The organism is uncultured Chitinophaga sp. (assembly GCF_937898475.1).
Classification (GTDB): Bacteria; Bacteroidota; Bacteroidia; order Chitinophagales; family Chitinophagaceae; genus Chitinophaga.
The window spans coordinates 296,788-313,611 of record NZ_CALEJS010000010.1 but is presented as its reverse complement, the minus strand read 5'-3'; the positions used below and the strand labels follow the sequence as shown (position 1 = coordinate 313,611).

The following is a 16,824-nucleotide window of genomic DNA, read 5'->3' as shown; positions in this document are numbered from 1 at the left end:
AGCCGCTGGCAGTTAGCGTAGCGCGGCTGGCGGTTAGCTGCTGATTAGCCTTTGTCTTCATTAAATAAGCGGAAAGAATAGATGTAAGGCAGGGCGGCCAAAATGGCGCCGGCAAACATCAGGATAAATACCCCGGTGACCAGGGGCAGGAAAAAGCCCGCTATAATGGTCACAATACCTGTCCACAACCAGAGGTTCCCCGCCATGGTATGTGTTTTCTTCCAGATCTCATTGCTCTGCAAAGTCCAGGGCGTTCTTACTCCCACAAAATAGTTAGGCTGCAGCTTCTTCAGGTAACCGCCCAGCAAGGCGATCAGCAAGCCTACCCCTACAAAGGCCCAGCGCTCCATGAAAAAGGTTTTTCCCTGGCTCACCATAAAAATGATCAGCGAGGTAAATATGGCCAGGTAAATATGTATCATAAAACGGATACGGTAATACTCCCGTTGGTGCCCCTCCGTAGCCGGAAGCGTAACATCCTCCTCTCCTGCCGTTGGCAGGTACCTGAAAAGAAAATACAGCAGCAGGTTGGTCAGGAACAGAAAGATCATCACCAGCAGCACATCTGACTTGCTGCCGATGTGTTGCGGTGTGCCATATAGATTAAAATTGGTTGGGATCTCTGCAGGCAGGCTGTTCCAGATAATACCCAGGTAAGCCATCGGGATAAGCAGCAGCAACAGCAATAAGAGTTCTTTAGGAATGTCGGGCTTTTGCATGGGAAACCGATTTAATGGTGTTATAAATCTCTATTCCCTTCTCGTTCTTCCTTTGTCCTATAAATACTACAGCAATCAGGCCAAATATGTTTAGTGAACATCCTGCTAACAAAGTTAGCATTACTAAATTTGTTAGTATATTTGGGTAGAAAATGGCATCATCATGATCACTTTACAACAACGGTCTATTGCGCATTTTGACCTGGATTGCTTCTTCGTATCTGTAGAATGCCTGAAAGACAGCCGGCTGAAAGGTAAACCCCTGCTGGTGGGCGGCCATGGAGACCGGGCCGTTGTTGCCGCCTGCAGCTATGAAGCCAGGCGTTACGGCATCCACTCTGCCATGCCCATGAAAATGGCGCTTAAACTATGCCCCCATGCCATTGTTCGCAGCGGCGATATGGAAATGTACAGCGAACTGTCCAGACAGGTGACCGATATCATTGCCGGCAGCGCTCCCCTCTACGAGAAATCCTCTATTGACGAATTTTACCTGGATCTCACCGGGATGGATAAATACTTCGGCTCACTGAAATGGACCACCGAAATGCGGCAGAAGATCATGCATGAAACCGGGCTGCCCATCTCCCTCGGGCTGGCCTCCAATAAGATGATCTCCAAAGTAGCCACCAATGAGGCCAAACCCAACGGACAGATGGAAGTGCCCTTTGGCGGTGAAAAAACCTTCCTGGCCCCTATGCCGGTTGAAAAACTGCCCATGGTAGGAAAGGAAACCGCCGCCCAGCTGCGCCGTCGTGGTGTAGAGCACGTAAAGACCCTCAGCGAGATACCGGTTACCATGCTGGAAGCCTGGCTGGGCAAAAACGGCATCGCCCTCTGGAATAAGGCTAATGGTATCGACGAATCCCCGGTTGTGCCCTACCATGAACAGAAATCTATCTCCACTGAAAGTACTTTTTCTGCAGATACCATCGATATGCGTTTCCTGCATGCCGAACTGGTACGCATGACGGAAAAGATCGCTTTCGAGCTGCGGCAGGAAGACAAGCTTACCGGCTGCGTAACCGTAAAGATCCGTTATTCCGATTTTGAGACGGTCACCAAACAGATGACCATCCCCTACACCTGCTGCGATCATGTGCTGCTGGAAAAAGTGAAGGAACTGTTCCATAAACTGTACGACCGCCGCCTGCTGGTACGCCTGATCGGCGTGCGCTTCAGCCACCTGGTACAGGGCAATTACCAGATCAGCCTGTTTGATGATACCCGGGAGATGATCGCTTTATACCAGGCCATTGACCATATCAAAAACCGCTTTGGATGGCAATACCTGATGAAAGGTACCAACATAACGGCGCCGGGGCAGCCTGCCCGCAACAGGCGCTATAACATGGTTCCCTATCCCAAACGCTGAGCATGTACCTTAACTGCAAAACCTATTTCAGCCTTCGCTACGGCACTATCAGCACCAGGGACCTGGTAAAGACCGCCCGGCAGATGGGTATTACCAGCCTGGCCCTCACCAACATCAACATGACAGCCGATGTGTGGACCTTTGTAAAGGAATGCCATGAGCAGGATATCAAGCCGATTATCGGACTGGAATGCCGTAACGGCCATGAATTTAAGTATGTGCTGCTGGCCCGCAGCATGGAGGGCTGGTTCCACATCAACCGCTTTCTTTCCACCCACCTGCAGGATGAACTGCCTTTCCCCGACAGGGCGCCTTTGCTGCCAGGCACCTTTGCGATCTACGCCTGCGGCAGCGTGCCACTGCCGCAGCTGCAGACGCATGAGCTGGTGGGCGTTCGTCCCCGGGAAGTGAACAAATTGTTCCGTGTAGACACACTGGCCTATAAGGATAAACTGGTGATCCTCCATCCCGTTACTTTCCAGGATGCCGAACATTACCAGCTGCACCGCGTACTGCGGGCAGCAGACCAGAACATCCTCATCAGCCAGCTACCGCCCGCCACCACCGCCTGGCAGGATGAATGCTGGCTCTCCCCCGCAGACCTGCTGGAACACTACCTGCAGTACCCGCACATCGTGCAGCAAACCCTGCGTGTAATGGAAGCCTGCGAACTGCAGGTGGACCTGAAAGCCCACCGCAATAAGCAATATTTCCTGGGCAGCGCAGCAGCAGATCGTGAGCGGCTCCGGGAACTGGCCTACGAAGGCATGCTGTACCGCTATGGCCCTGACAATGAAGAAGCGAAATTCCGCATTGAAAAAGAGCTGAAGATCATCGAAGACCAGCATTTCAATTCCTACTTCCTGATCACGCATGATATTATTCACTATGCCCTGCATAAAGGATATTTCTATGTAGGACGCGGCAGCGGCGCCAACTCCATCATTGCCTACTGCCTGCGTATTACCGATGTTGATCCTATTGCGCTGAACCTCTACTTTGAACGCTTTTTGAATCCTTACCGCAGCTCGCCGCCAGACTTTGACATTGATTTCTCCTGGCGCGACCGTGATGATGTGATCCGCCACGTGTTCCATACCCATGGTAAGGAGTATACCGCCTTACTGGGCACAGTGGCCACTTTCCAGGACAATGCCATCATCCGCGAGCTGGGCAAGGTATACGGCCTGCCTAAAAAAGAAATAGACCGGGTACTGGAAAACCCTTTTGACCTGAAATTTGAGAAAGACAGCGTACACGCGCAGATCCTGCATTTTAACCGCTTAATGACGCAGGATGGCAAAGCTTTTCCCAACCACCTGAGCATACATGCAGGCGGTATCCTGATCAGCGAAGCGCCCATCCACCAGTACTGTGCCACCCACCTGCCGCCCAAAGGCTTTTATACCGCACAGCTGGACATGCACCAGGCGGAAAGCATCGGCCTCCATAAGTTCGATATCCTGAGCCAGCGCGGCCTGGGGCATATACGCGACTCGCTGGATATTATCAAAGCCAATAAAGGCGTGGATATTGACATCCATGCCATCAAAACCTTTACCACGGATCCGCAGATCAAACAACAGCTCAGAACCGTGAACACCATCGGCTGTTTTTATATTGAATCGCCTGCCATGCGGCAGCTGCTCAAAAAACTGGAATGCGATGATTACCTTACCCTGGTGGCCGCCAGCTCTATCATCCGCCCCGGTGTAGCCCAATCCGGGATGATGCGGCAGTATGTAGAAAATTTCCGGAACCCCGGTAAAGTAACTTACCTGCATCCCATCATTGAAAAAGTGCTGCACGAAACTTTCGGCATCATGGTGTACCAGGAAGACGTGATCAAGGTGATACACGAGTATGCAGACATGGACCTGGCTGATGCCGATATCCTGCGCCGCAGTATGGCGGGTAAATACCGCGGGCCCGGCGCATTTATGCAGCTGCAGGAGCAGTTCTTCAACAACTGCCGCCGGCTGGGCCGCCCCGAAGCCGTTAGCCAGGAGCTCTGGCGGCAGATCTCCAGCTTTACCAGTTTCTCCTTTTCAAAGGCCCACTCTGCCACCTACGCGGTAGAGAGCTACCAGAGCCTGTACCTGAAAACCTATTTTCCCGCAGAATTCATGGTGGCGGTGATCAACAACTTCGGCGGCTTTTACAATCGCGAACTGTATTTCCGCGAGCTGCAGAAAACCGGTGTTACCGTGCACCCTCCCTGCATTAATAACAGCCAGTATCCCACCAGCATAAAAGGAGACGAGGTGTACATGGGCTTCATTCATGTAGACGGACTGGAAGAAGCCTGGATCAAACGCATGCTGGAAGAACGGCAGCGTTACGGCCCTTACACCAGCCTGGAAGATTTTACGGAACGTATGCAGCCGCCTCCCGAACAGCTGGACATCCTGATCCGGACAGGCGCCTTTAACTTCACCGGCCGCACCAAAAAAGAGCTGTTATGGCAAAGCAGCCTGTTGCTGAAAAGCAAAAATCCCCATGCAGACCATGTGCTGCCCCTGTTCCGCGAACCTGCCCCGGATTGCCGCCTTCCCCAGCTGGCTTACCACGCCCATGAAGACGCCTTCGAGGAAATAGCCTTAATGGGATTCCCCGTGGCCTCCCCCTTCAGTGTGCTGGAACACGATCAAAGTCAGTATCTTACAGCGAGGGAGCTGGAGCAGCAGGTGGGCCGTACCGTTCGCTGCCTGGGTTACCTGGTTTGCACCAAGTACGTACGCACCTCCCAGGGCGCCCCCATGTGCTTTGGCACCTTCCTGGACCGCGAAGGCGCTTTCCTGGATACAGTGCATTTCCCGGAAAGCTTCCGCCAATTCCCGCTGCAAAAAGAGGGATTTTATATCCTGGAAGGGATGGTGTCTGAAGAATACGGCGTTATTACCTTGCAAATCAGCTACATGAGGAAGATCGGATATTTTGAGGATAAACATTTGAATACCTGACAAAATTCCGTATATTTGTGACAAATGTCGTTAATATGATTAAACCGCAAAAAGACAGGGGGTACCACGGGCAGGAGCAGGCCCTGATGGTAGTACAAGACAGTGGTGGAGTTTCTTATGTAAGCGGCAGGGGGTACTTTGAATTTATTCAGCTTTCCAGGGACGGTATCATTAAGAAAGCGCTCATGAACCTGAGCCAGCAGCTTTCCTTCTCTCTGACAGAAGTGGCGCGTATACTGCATATTTCAGAACGAACGCTGCAACGCTACGGAGACGATGAAAAGCTGTCTGCAGACACGTCTGAAAGAGCCATATTACTTTCACAGCTGTATCAGCACGGTACACAGGTATTTGGCGACCTGGAAAATTTCAAGGAATGGATGCGTACTCCATTACCCGCCTTTAACTATCAACCACCTATTTCTTTACTGGATACCACCTTTGGTTTCCAACTCATCCAAGATGAACTTGGCAAAATTGCCCACGGCATTTTTGCATAGACCCACCCTATTTGAATGGAAGTTTACCGTATCAGCAAATGCATGTACATTACTGATCTGAATGGTGTTGGCGCCCGTTTATACGGCGGACGCTGGAACAGCAAAGGGCATCCTGTTGTTTATACTGCCGGAAGCCGCGCCCTCTCTGCACTGGAAGTACTGGTGCATGTACCATTGAAGAACATTGTACAGGATTTTTGCATTGCTACTATCATGATCCCGGATTCCCTCCCGGTGAAAACCCTGCAGCGTAAAGAGCTGCCTTCGGGCTGGCAGTCACTGGCCCCTTTTCCTGAACTGCAGCAAGTAGGCGACGCCTGGCTGGAAGAAGGGAAATATTCTGTGTTAAAATTACCCTCCGTTGTAATTCCGGAGGAATTCAACTACCTGATCAATCCCCTGCACCCGGAGGCAGAAGGGATCACGGTACTTAGCCAGCACCCCTTTGTATTTGATCAAAGGCTGAAGGAATCGAAGAAATAACGGGTAGTAAATACAACAAAAAAGAGCATGCGTGATGCGCATGCTCTTTTCATTTATATCCCTGAGGGCATTATAAGTTGAACAGTCCCTTGTTCAGCAGCTGCAGGGTTTTCTCCTTGTACTGGCCGCTGACGAGGATGGATATATTATGCCGGCTGCCTCCGTAAGAGATCATGCGCAGCGGTACTTCATTAAGCGAATCAAACAGTTTCTTCAGGATGGAAGGCGTAGCCGCCACTTCATTCCCTACAATAGATACAATCGCCTGGTGATGGTCCAGCTCCACGGTGCCAAAGGGATGCAGCTCCTTCAGGATCTGGTCTATATGCTGCAGGTTATCGATTGTGAGCGATACTGCTACTTCAGAAGTAGTGATCATATCAATGGGTGTGCGATATTTTTCAAATACCTCGAATATCTTGCGCAGGAAACCGTAAGCCAGCAGCATGCGGCTGGATTTGATCTTGATAGCGATGATGCCGTCCTTGGCAGCGATGGCCTTCACACCGTCGCCGCTGGGCAGTTCGGTGATGATGGTGCCTTTTGCTTCGGGCTGCATGGTGTTCAGCAGCTTTACCGGAATATTGAAATGCTGGGCGGGCCAGATAGATGCCGGGTGCAGTATCTTGGCGCCAAAGTAGGCCAGCTCGGCTGCTTCGTCAAAAGACAGCTGCTCGATGGGGAAGGTTTTATCCACTACCCGGGGATCGTTGTTGTGCATGCCGTCGATGTCTGTCCAGATCTGTATTTCACTGGCCTGGATAGCGGCGCCGATGAGGGATGCAGAATAATCGCTGCCACCGCGTTTCAGGTTGTCTACCTCGCCTTTGGCGTTGCGGCAGATATAACCCTGGGTGATGAACACATGCTGACCTTTATGTTTATCAATCAGGTTACCCAGTTTGATCTTGATCTTGGGTATTTCAGGCTCTTCAAACTCGTCTATGCTCATGAAATCCAGCGCGGGCAGCAATACAGCGTTCACCCCGGCTTCTTCCAGGTAAACGGTGAACAGCTTGGTGCTCAGCAGTTCGCCCTGGGCCAGTATATCTTTATTCAGCGCTTCGTTGAATGATATTTTAAGGATGATGTTCAGGAATTCAAAATGTTCATCTACGATAGCTTTAGCTTTGGCGAGGGGGGCTTCCTGCTTGACGAGCTCTTCACAAAAGGTACGGTAATGCTTTTCCAGCTTGTCTATCTGCTGTTTAGCCTGATCCTTCTTACCTTCTGCCAGCGATTGCCCGATCTCCACCAGTGCATTGGTGGTTCCGGACAGCGCAGATAACACCACTATCTTTGGATCGTTGTCTGCCGTTATCAGCCTGGCTACGGCATGCATACGTTCCGGCTTTCCCACTGAGGTGCCGCCAAATTTTAAAACTTTCATATCAGTTGTTAGTTGTGAATCTTTTATATAGATGACTAAAAGCTTAATTTAAACTTGTTCGCTACTTCCTGCAGGTCTTTTACCACCGGCTCCAGTACGGGGATGCCCTGCTCTCTGCGCACTTTCTCCATTTCCCTTTCCGGATCTCCGGGTATCAGTACCTGTTCGCCGTCTACCGGGCTGGCTTCCCGGAAGCGGCTGATCCATTTGTCCATATTGGCCTTGAACTCATCCGCCGGTCTGAAAGCATCTACCCGCATGGCGCCGAAGAAATGGCCCAGGCCCTGTCCTACCGGGTCAGGGGGCAGCGGTAAAAAGCTTACAAATGGCGGCGCCCAGGGACCATAATTGGCGCCCGAAAGAACGGCCGAAAATATGTCAACAATTGCTCCTAAACAATACCCTTTATGGCTGCCATGCTCACGGTCGCCACCCAGGGGCAGCAAAGCGCCGCCGTTTCTCAGCTCGTGAGGGTCTATGCTGGGAGCGCCTGTTTTATCCTGTATCCAGCCATAAGGCGCCTGCATGTTTTTACGCTGCAATATTTCCAGCTTGCCATTGGCGGCGGTGGTAGTGGCAAAATCCGCCACAAACGCAGGCTGCTGGTTAGCGGGGATGGCCACCGCAATAGGATTGGTGCCCAGCATCCGCTCTTTAGCGAAAGTGGGCGCTACCAGGGGACTGGCGTTGGTCATGGCAATACCGATCATATCCCTTTCAAGGGCCATCATGGCATGATAGCCCGCTATCCCGAAGTGGTTGGAGTGCTTTACGCTTACCCATCCGCTGCCAACGGCCTCCGCTTTCTGCAAGGCTACTTCCATGGCAAAGGGCGCGACTACCAGTCCGAGACCGCCGTCGCCATCCACCACTGCCGTGCTGGGGGTTTCATGTACAATATGAATATCCGGCCTGGGATTGATGCGGCCTGCTTCCCACAAACGTACATAGCCGCTGAGACGGGCCACGCCGTGAGAGTCAACGCCCCGTAGGTCGGCAGACACGAGCACTTCACTGGCTTTATCTGCATGCTCCAGCGAACAGCCCATCCGGACAAATACCTCCTGTGTAAATTCCCTTAAATGCTGGTAGGAAAATTGATGACTCATGCGCTTGTATCAGTAAAATTTATCAGGCCTGTGCGGTGGGACCCCCAAAGTTCATGGGCAGTGATACGGGCTCCTGGTCCTGTATAGGGCCATGTACAGACTCGTACTTCTTGATATTATCTACCAGCGCCTTCATAAACCGCTTTGCGTGCTGGGGCGTTAATATGATACGTGATTTAACCCTTGCCTTCGGCAGACCGGGCATTACATTCACGAAATCCACCACAAATTCGGCGTTGGAATGCGTAATAATGGCCAGGTTGGCATATGTTCCTTCTGCTATCTCCTCACTCAGTTCTATGTTCAACTGGGTCTGCTCTTCGTGCTGATTATCCATGTTTTTCTGGTTTGAGGTACAAAAGTAAAAAAGAGACCTTGGATTCAAGGTCTCTTTTTTTAGTGGGGGGAGCCGTAAAAAAACCGGGTAGTCCTTTAAAACTACCCGGTTAGCTAATATGTCCAGAAAGCTTTTCTTAGAATCTATCCCAGAACATCTTTGTTGTTACCACATCGCCACCAATGTTGGATGCGGCTTTATCATAGTTGATCTTGTTCAGGTTCTGCTCACTTACAGGATAAGTGAAACGCAGCGGGATAGCAGATTGTGCGCGTGAAGCGGGCTGCAGTTGCGGATAATCCAGCCTTCTCCATTCTGTCCAGGCTTCAAAGCCACGGTTGTAGAGGGCCATCCATTTCTGCACACCGATCTTGCCTTTCCAGCCACCGGGACCAGCGTTGGTATAAGCTACCTCGGGCTGAGCCAGGTAAGTGTTTGCTGCATCTTCGCTACCACCCCATGATACGATAGAAGCAGTAACGGCATTGTTATAGTGCTGTGCAGCAGTTCCACCAACAGCATATCCTCTTTCTATTGCTTCCGCACGTAAGAATTCCACTTCTGCGTAGTCTATCCATACAGAGGAAAAGTCTTTTCTGCGCAGCAGTTCGCCGGCATTGGAAAATGAAGAGTAGCTATTGCTGGCGCCGGGTGTACCACCTTTGAAACCGCCACCGGGAGCCTCATTGAAGTAGAAAGGCCTCCTGGGATCGCTCAAAGCATTCATGGTATCAACAAGCGTTCTTGCGCCTACGAAGTCCAGGCGACCGCTCTGCACCAGGTCAACCCACAGGGGGTTGGTGTTCGGCGGAATGGTGGAATAAGAGTAGATGGCATCATCAGCAGCAGAGGTAAACGCGTTGGGTGATGCTTCTTCTACTGCCTGTTTTGCTCTCGCATTATTCGCATCGGCAATGATCATGGCCAACCTCATTTTCAGGGAGTTGGCAAATTTCTGCCAGGATGCAATGGTGCCGGGCGTTAAAGGACGGGCTTCGTACAGCCTTTCGCTGGCTGCAAAACCCTGGGCTGCCGGATCAAGATTGTCAATTGCAGCGTCCAGCCTGTCAAGCAGATCCAGGTAAACAGTTTCTGCTTCTGCATACTCGGGAGACAGGTCATCTATATTCAGTGCCTCTCCATAAGGAATATCTCCAAAAGTATTTACCAGTACTGCGTAAGTGTATACTGTTACGATCTCTATCTGGGCCAGCTGGTTTTTCTTTGTAGCAGCATCCAGTGTGGCATCTGCATTAACCAGTTTTTGCGCTTCCGCCAGATCGTTCAGCACATCGCGATACGCGGTATGCCACCAGTTTTGCGGAATATTACGGGTGCTCAGATCATAACGGCTCTCATCCGTATAAGTGGTTTGAGTCCACTGCTGGGTGATCAGGCGGAAGATATTCAGATTCACATTGGTGCTGGTAAGCAGGTCTGTAATGCCTAATTCAGCATTGGCAAACAAGTTAGCCGCATCCACCGCAAGTGGTTTCTTCGGATTGTTGTTCAGGTTTGTCAGGTCTTTGGTGCAGGACGCAGCCAGTAACACTGAGGAAAGTATGATAGATGATAACTTAAACTTCTTCATGATTGATAGATTTTTTAGAATCTCACTTTTACATTAAATCCAAAAGTCCTGGCAGTAGGATAGGCACCCGCCTGGTAACCTTGTACGTTACCGGAGCTCATACCTTCCTCAGGATCTGCATAGGGCAGATTTTTATGGATGATCCACAGGTTCCTTCCTATCAGGGAGAAGTCAACACCTTTGATCGGGTTGATCCTTGAAATCACGCTTCTTGGTAAAGAGTAGCTCAAAGACACTTCTCTCAGTTTTATGAAGCTGGCGTCGTATACAAAGGCAGCACCCGGGTTGTATACGTAACCAAACAGACCGTACTCAGACGGAACACGGATATCATTTGGTTTACCATCCGTTTTCACGCCGGGCAGTATAACACCACCACCCTGCTCAAGGCTGTTTCTTACCGGGTTGCCCAGGTCATTGTTACCTGCTGTTTCAGGCAGCACACCGGTAGCCAGACCATAGTACATATCCAGTGAGAATACATCGCCGCCTTTGCGCATATCTATCAGGAAGCTCAGGCTCAGATCTTTGTATTTCAGGGTATTTGTAATACCGCCGATCCAGTCGGGATTCACATTACCAATGATCTCGTTGGAAGTTGGTGAGATCAGGTAGTGACCGCTGTCAGAACCACTGTTGCTGATGAGCTTATTTCCATTCTGGTCAAACACGTAGTTGGAACCCCTGATGGTACCATAAGGCTCATTCAGTGCAGCGTTGATGGAAATACTACCCTGCATGGTGGAGGGGTTCAGCTGCAGGTTCTGAATACCTTCAGGCAGTGATTTTACTTTGTTCCTGTTCCTTGACCAGTTCAGGTTAACGGTCCAGGAGAAGTCAGGCGTTTTAACCGGTGTGGCAAAAACGGATACTTCCACACCCTTGTTCTGGATCTCGCCGGCGTTCACCACTTTATAGTCGTAACCGGTAGCCCTTGATACAGGCAGCGCTACGATCTGGTCCAGTGAGCGGGTGTTATAGTAAGTCAGGTCAAAGCCTACACGGTTGTCCAGGAAAGCTGCTTCCAGACCGGTCTCCCAGCTCTTGGTACGTTCCGGTTTCAGCTCAGGATTGTATTTTGTATTGTTGATAGATGCCAGGGGGGTACCATCGATACCGGTGGGCACATCATAATAGTCCAGGGTATACAGTACAGGAGCAGGGGCGCCTACCTCTGCATAGTTGGCCCTTACTTTACCATGAGATAACCAGGGCGCATCTTTCACCAGTTTGGAGAACAGGAAGCCCAGTGATACTGACGGATAGTAGTAAGAGTTGTTGCCTTTGGGCAGTGTGGAAGACTGGTCTCTTCTGGCAGTTACATCCAGGAAGAGGAAGTCTTTATAACCCAGGTTGGCGCTGGCAAAGATACCATCCACTTCTTCAATGGTAGAAACCTCTATAGGCGCTTCCATCGGGTTAGCGGTGTTGAGCAGCGCATACAGGCGCGGGATCAGCAGACCACCGTTGGTCTGGGAGCGGATAGACTGAATACGGGTCCTTCTTACGTTACCGCCGATGAGACCGTTCAGGTTAAAGTTTTCGCTGAGCTTCTTATGGAAGTTGAACATCAGGTCGTAGTTATACTCGCTGAAGCTGCGCTCAAACCTTTGATATTCGGAAGGATCGATACTGGTCATCGCAATCCTTTCTTCCTGCAGTTCATTGTAGGTATCCAGTGATACGCGGCCCATTACATCTACCCAATCAGCTATTTTGTAGTTCAGCATCACGTTACCGAAGTAACGGGTCCTTTTATCATTCTCGTAGTTTTCGTAGCGTGTCCAGTAGGGGTTATCCCAGTAGATAGGATTGGTAGCCCCGATACCGGATTGGTTCCAGGTAGCATTGGTCTTGTTCCTGAAATAAGCATCTTTCTGCTCTTTCACGTCGATGTTGGTTTGCCACCACTGCCTGAAGTTGGTCATCAGGTTCTTGGAGTCATAACCGGTACCATAACGGCCAAGACCACTCAGCAGGGTAGTATTGATTGAGCCGCTGGCAGTTAACCGGGGCGTGATGTTATAGGAAGCGCCAAAATTGATCTGGTCTTTTTTGATCTGGCTGTTGGGTAACAGGCCTTTATCAATGTTCTTGGTGTAACCCAGTTTGAAATATCCCTGGTCTCCGCCACCATCTACCATTACGCTGTTTACAGTAGAAACAGCGGTCTGGAAGAATTTGGAAGGATCATTTACAGCTGCAGTCCAGGGCCTGGCTTTACCGAAGTAAGGGTTACCCGGGTCAAAAGAATACCAGCCATAAACATTTAAGTTCGGATCGAAAGCGCCACCATAGGAAGCATCTTCAGTGGTGGGCACTACGCGGTCAGGAATACCGTCGCCGTTGATATCATCGTAGTTAAAGTAATCATCTTCGTTAGGGCCGTAGTAAGCGCCATAACCGCCGCCGTATCCTTTCTGGAATTTAGCGAAAGTGCTTTTGTCTACTTTACCGATGGTTACGCCGGAGTTCACAGTTACACCCAGGCCTCTTCTGCCTTTTTTGGTGGTGATCATGATCACACCGTTGGCAGCGCGGGAACCATACAATGCGGTAGCCGCAGCGCCTTTCAGCACGTTCAGTGATTCGATATCGTCCGGGTTGATATCCGCAGCGGCATTACCGTAGTCATACCCTAAACGGCCGGAACGTTGATCGTCACTGTTGGTATTGGAGTTATCGATGGGCACTCCATCTACAACGAAAAGCGCCTGGTTATTACCAGACAATGATTTGTTACCACGCAGTACCACGTTGGTAGAACCACCAATACTATTGTTACGGCGGATCTCCAGACCGGATACTTTACCGGAGAGTGAGTTGGATAGGTTGGATTCCCTAACTTTAACCAGGTCTTCTCCTACCACAGTCTGCGCAGAATAGGGTAGTTCGTTCTTCTTTCTCTGAACACCCAGCGCCGTTACCACCACTTCCTGCAGACTTTCGTTGCTGGCCTCCAGCACAATATCTGCAGTGCCGGAAGCGCCAACCGTAATATCTTTGGTAGTAAAGCCTACGCTTCTTACCGTTAAGACCGGGTTGTCTCCGGTTACATTTAGTTTGAAATTACCGTTTTGATCTGTTGTTGTACCAGTTGTAGTCCCCTTAACTTGTACAGTGGCAAATGGTATAGGAGCTCCATCTCCTCCTGTTACCTTACCCGTAACCTGGCGCTGTTGTGCGAAGGCCAGCGTTACAATCACCATGAGCATGGTGAAAAAGAGCAACGTCTTCTTCATTATTAACGATTTAGATTTTGGTTGACACGGGCCAATTTTTTGAGTTGGCACGGGCCACAATTTAGAGAAAATTTTCGCTTCGATCCAAGAAAAAATTAACATATCATTAAGGATATTTTATTTTGTAATTCATATGTTCTAAATCATCAGTCCGTTAACTAGAAAACTTGGGGATGTGTTATTTTAACACCTCTTGCGCTTCCCGGCCCCCTTTCTTGCTAAAGCAATAGTTGCACCTGCAACTGAAGATTTGATCGTCCGGGCCCATCTATAGCATCCCAGCCACTGCCAACAGTTGCTGCATCGCGGTATCGGATCCGGCTCCAGCGCAACCAGCACGACAAACGTTTCCTCATCTTCCATTTAATACCCACATTGTACTGCCAGCCTTCGCCATTAAACTGCTGTACACTATACCCCGCCCCTATCCCGCTTTCCATGGCATATACCGTACTACCGCTGCCACCTGTACCAAACCAGGTAATACGGGCAGATACACTTAGGGGATGATCTGCAAATTTGTATTGCAGCTCATGATAGCACAACCAGCCCTCCTGCTGCACTCCTGCTTTTGCTGTCCGTATTAATTCCAGCCTGCTGCGCAGCTTACATGGCTGACCCAGCGGCATGCTAAGCTGCCAGCGCCACCCGTGTTTAACTACATCAGCAAGCGGCGGTATATAGCTTCCCATGGCAGATGCATTCTCCACACCGTTGCTGTACCTGTAGCGAACAAAAACCTCCGTGTGCTTATCCGGCGTGTAGGTAAGCATCATCTGCAGATCCCTCCCTGCAGTTGGCGCATGTACCCTGTACTTCAGCCAGGGGAAACGGAACAGGTCTGCATAACCCTCCCAGCGTATATGCGGCGTTATACGCAGCGAAAGCGCCGTGTACCACCCGCTTTCATTCTGCGGGCGTGCATTGTTGCCAAATGCATTGCCATTCACAGCCTGGTACGCCCGGCTGTAATGCCGGTACAGCAGGGCTGCATCCACCCGCGGCGCTAAACTGGCCAGTATACCGTTCACCGTAGCGATGTTGCCCGCTGCGTCTGCCGCCGTTTCACCGAAACAATGCAGCTGTTTCCAGTTGCCGCTGTAATCCAGGCTAACGTTGAAGAAACGGTCTCCATCCAATGCAAACATCTGGTACGGTTTTACTCCTTTTCTGAAAGGTGCTGAATAAAGATGTTGTATAACATTCAAACCTATACACCAGTTGCCATTATCATATACTACATTGGCGCCGGCGGATCTTTGCTGCAAAACACCTTTCCTGGCTGCTTCTGCGGCAGTACGGTGATAACCGCCCGTTACCATTGCGCTTACATACTCCAGTGAATCTTCACCTGCGGTGCTGCCATCCAGCTGTCGTAAAGAGGCAAAGCCTGTCAGCTGCCAGCTGCCCTCCTGCAGCGTAATACCCGCCCCTCTGAAGAACAGGAATTCTCCTGCAGACACATAGGGCCGCAACACCTCTCCTTCCCGCTTGATCTGCATCACCATCGCGCTTTTACCAAAAGCAGGCGATTGCCAGTGGATCAGGCCCTGTCCCATGTTCACCGTAAAATCGCCCAGGACCAATGCCCTGATCTTTTTATAATCCCGCAGGAAAAAATGTGCACTGTAAAAATCAAAACCGGTCCGCTGCGCTCCTTTGAAAAACTGTTCTCCCGCATCTTTCTCCATGGTAAGGCCCCAGCTGACATAGCGCGGAAAGCTATAGCGGTAGCGCAGCAGCAACTGATCCGGTGTGCCTGCATAATGCGCTGCTGCAGTATCGCTGCGCTTATAACCACGGGCACGCTCCAGCTGGCGTTCATAACGTAACAACAGCGCATGCTCACCTGCATGCATGTAATCGCGCCAGGTATACGATGGTTGTATGGTACTGCCCGTAGTTACGTAAGGCAGCAGGCGGTATATCAGGGCCGTATCAAAACCAGGCACTGCCTGCAGTTCATAAATACTGGCCAGCGCCCCCAGCAAACGGCGATATGTCAGCAGGCTGTTGATCTGCAGGGGTGTCAACAATCCCAGTGAACGCAACGCTGCCGCATCAGCCGTATTCAGTGAAAGTTTTCTGCGCGAGTAAGTATGCAGCTCTTGCCAGTGCGTATCGTCCGTTGAGGCATGCAGGTTATGCTCCAGCTGTTCTTCGGCGGCTGCAGGCAAAAAGGACGGATCCTGCGCGCAGAGCGGCCTCCAGGCAGCCAGAAACAGGCCGCCTGTCAATATTATAAGGGGATGTTTCATGGCAATGTGGTCCCTTTTTTTAATTGCCAGATAACCGCTGTTGCCGGGGTGATCCCCAGCTGCGGATGATAGTTGCCATACAGGTGGATACGTAACCCCTCCCAGGAAAAGCTGACCCCTGCCCCATTCAATTGTGGATCTGTAGCAAGGCCCAGCTGCAATGACAGCTGGGATATCAGCCGGTATTCACTCATCACGCGGGTGGTAAATGCCTGACCTGTTTCCCTGATCACTTCCACACTTAACAGGAAAGCAGACGACGCTTCATATCCCAGGCCCGCGGTATAGACTACCGGAATTTCCTGCTGGCCTGATTTATCCAGCTGCCGTGCCGGCGGGTTAAATACGTGAAAGCCCGCATACAGCTGCTGGGTAATGTGCAGCAGGCAGCCTGCCTCAAAAGTAAACGTAGCGGCGCTGCCGTATTGCTGCATAGTAAGCGTGAGATAATCAGCCTGCAGGCCGATACTCACCTTATCGCCCAGTGAGCGGCCATATCCAAGTCCCAGCTGCTGCTGATAAAAAAGAGGAGCACCGAAACGTACAAACGTAAGCCCGAAAGCGCCTGGCGGCGCAGGTATCGCCAGCGCCAATGCATAGGTGCTGAGGGCTTTCATCATAAAACGGCGCTCCGTATAGGCGCCTGCCGTGAGAGCGGGTAACTGTGCCAGGGCGGCCTGGTTATGCATGCCTGTAAAAACATGCCTGAACTGCGAGCTGTAGGTACCGCCGGACGGCAGCGGACCTGTGGGTAACCAAACAGGCTGGGCATACAAACAGGATGCAATAGTGGCACAAACAAGGGTTGAAATGATCCTTATCATTATAATGGTTGGTTGGTAACAATATGTCTTTGA

General features: G+C 50.8%; 12 protein-coding genes. 4 read left to right on the top strand and 8 right to left on the bottom strand.

What is annotated here, in order from left to right:
- Positions 1 to 44: 44 nt before the first annotated feature.
- Positions 45 to 719: an SdpI family protein gene (locus Q0577_RS01670; protein WP_298732142.1), complete on the bottom strand. Its 675-nt coding sequence runs from the start codon at positions 717 to 719 to the stop codon at positions 45 to 47.
- A 163-nt stretch (positions 720 to 882) separates the two neighbouring features.
- On the opposite strand from Q0577_RS01670, the gene dinB reads away from it, so the two are divergent.
- Genes dinB through Q0577_RS01650 form a run of 4 tightly spaced genes read left to right on the top strand, consistent with a single transcriptional unit; the run spans position 883 to position 6,040 of the window.
- Entirely contained in the window at positions 883 to 2,094 is a 1,212-nt protein-coding gene (gene dinB, locus Q0577_RS01665) for a DNA polymerase IV (protein WP_298732140.1), read from the top strand.
- Positions 2,095 to 2,096: 2 nt separating this feature from the next.
- Positions 2,097 to 5,057 (top strand): DNA polymerase III subunit alpha, encoded by a 2,961-nt coding sequence (gene dnaE / locus Q0577_RS01660; RefSeq protein ID WP_298732138.1) that lies wholly within the window; start codon positions 2,097 to 2,099, stop codon positions 5,055 to 5,057.
- 35 nt (positions 5,058 to 5,092) lie between these two features.
- Positions 5,093 to 5,557, top strand: a complete 465-nt coding sequence (locus Q0577_RS01655) for an antitoxin Xre/MbcA/ParS toxin-binding domain-containing protein (RefSeq protein ID WP_298732136.1) — start codon at positions 5,093 to 5,095, stop codon at positions 5,555 to 5,557.
- 15 nt (positions 5,558 to 5,572) lie between these two features.
- The gene (locus Q0577_RS01650; RefSeq protein WP_298732134.1) at positions 5,573 to 6,040 is read left to right on the top strand and encodes an RES family NAD+ phosphorylase; all 468 of its coding nucleotides are present in this window, start codon (positions 5,573 to 5,575) and stop codon (positions 6,038 to 6,040) included.
- 70 nt (positions 6,041 to 6,110) lie between these two features.
- On the opposite strand, the gene Q0577_RS01645 is transcribed toward Q0577_RS01650, so the two are convergent.
- The 7 genes from Q0577_RS01645 to Q0577_RS01615 all read right to left on the bottom strand — a co-directional run bounded on the left by Q0577_RS01645 (position 6,111) and on the right by Q0577_RS01615 (position 16,791).
- On the bottom strand, positions 6,111 to 7,430 hold the full coding sequence (locus tag Q0577_RS01645; protein WP_298732133.1) for an aspartate kinase: 1,320 nt from the start codon (positions 7,428 to 7,430) through the stop codon (positions 6,111 to 6,113).
- A 35-nt stretch (positions 7,431 to 7,465) separates the two neighbouring features.
- Complete coding sequence (locus Q0577_RS01640) at positions 7,466 to 8,539, bottom strand: Ldh family oxidoreductase (protein WP_298732132.1); 1,074 nt, start codon at positions 8,537 to 8,539, stop codon at positions 7,466 to 7,468.
- 22 nt (positions 8,540 to 8,561) lie between these two features.
- Complete coding sequence (locus Q0577_RS01635) at positions 8,562 to 8,876, bottom strand: DUF3467 domain-containing protein (protein ID WP_298732130.1); 315 nt, start codon at positions 8,874 to 8,876, stop codon at positions 8,562 to 8,564.
- 136 nt (positions 8,877 to 9,012) lie between these two features.
- Positions 9,013 to 10,467 carry a SusD/RagB family nutrient-binding outer membrane lipoprotein gene (locus tag Q0577_RS01630; protein ID WP_298732128.1) on the bottom strand — a complete coding sequence of 485 codons (1,455 nt, stop codon included), beginning with the start codon at positions 10,465 to 10,467 and terminating at the stop codon, positions 9,013 to 9,015.
- Between the two features lie 14 nt (positions 10,468 to 10,481).
- Positions 10,482 to 13,709 (bottom strand): SusC/RagA family TonB-linked outer membrane protein, encoded by a 3,228-nt coding sequence (locus Q0577_RS01625; RefSeq protein ID WP_298732126.1) that lies wholly within the window; start codon positions 13,707 to 13,709, stop codon positions 10,482 to 10,484.
- A 218-nt stretch (positions 13,710 to 13,927) separates the two neighbouring features.
- Positions 13,928 to 15,967 (bottom strand): helix-hairpin-helix domain-containing protein, encoded by a 2,040-nt coding sequence (locus Q0577_RS01620; protein ID WP_298732125.1) that lies wholly within the window; start codon positions 15,965 to 15,967, stop codon positions 13,928 to 13,930.
- A complete protein-coding gene (locus Q0577_RS01615) occupies positions 15,964 to 16,791 on the bottom strand; it encodes a hypothetical protein (RefSeq protein WP_298732124.1) in 828 nt (275 codons plus the stop codon). The genes Q0577_RS01620 and Q0577_RS01615 overlap by 4 nt, the downstream gene beginning before the upstream one ends.
- Between the last annotated feature and the right edge of the window lie 33 nt (positions 16,792 to 16,824).

What these genes read in the sequence shown, in the direction of transcription:
- Q0577_RS01630 (WP_298732128.1), bottom strand. Translation starts at nt 10,467, where the DNA reads ATGAAGAAGTTTAAGTTATCATCTATCATACTTTCCTCAGTGTTACTG.
- Q0577_RS01625 (WP_298732126.1), bottom strand. Translation starts at nt 13,709, where the DNA reads ATGAAGAAGACGTTGCTCTTTTTCACCATGCTCATGGTGATTGTAACG.
- Q0577_RS01640 (WP_298732132.1), bottom strand. Translation starts at nt 8,539, where the DNA reads ATGAGTCATCAATTTTCCTACCAGCATTTAAGGGAATTTACACAGGAG.
- Q0577_RS01615 (WP_298732124.1), bottom strand. Translation starts at nt 16,791, where the DNA reads ATGATAAGGATCATTTCAACCCTTGTTTGTGCCACTATTGCATCCTGT.
- Q0577_RS01655 (WP_298732136.1), top strand. Translation starts at nt 5,093, where the DNA reads ATGATTAAACCGCAAAAAGACAGGGGGTACCACGGGCAGGAGCAGGCC.
- Q0577_RS01670 (WP_298732142.1), bottom strand. Translation starts at nt 719, where the DNA reads ATGCAAAAGCCCGACATTCCTAAAGAACTCTTATTGCTGTTGCTGCTG.
- dinB (WP_298732140.1), top strand. Translation starts at nt 883, where the DNA reads ATGATCACTTTACAACAACGGTCTATTGCGCATTTTGACCTGGATTGC.
- Q0577_RS01620 (WP_298732125.1), bottom strand. Translation starts at nt 15,967, where the DNA reads ATGAAACATCCCCTTATAATATTGACAGGCGGCCTGTTTCTGGCTGCC.
- dnaE (WP_298732138.1), top strand. Translation starts at nt 2,097, where the DNA reads ATGTACCTTAACTGCAAAACCTATTTCAGCCTTCGCTACGGCACTATC.
- Q0577_RS01645 (WP_298732133.1), bottom strand. Translation starts at nt 7,430, where the DNA reads ATGAAAGTTTTAAAATTTGGCGGCACCTCAGTGGGAAAGCCGGAACGT.
- Q0577_RS01635 (WP_298732130.1), bottom strand. Translation starts at nt 8,876, where the DNA reads ATGGATAATCAGCACGAAGAGCAGACCCAGTTGAACATAGAACTGAGT.
- Q0577_RS01650 (WP_298732134.1), top strand. Translation starts at nt 5,573, where the DNA reads ATGGAAGTTTACCGTATCAGCAAATGCATGTACATTACTGATCTGAAT.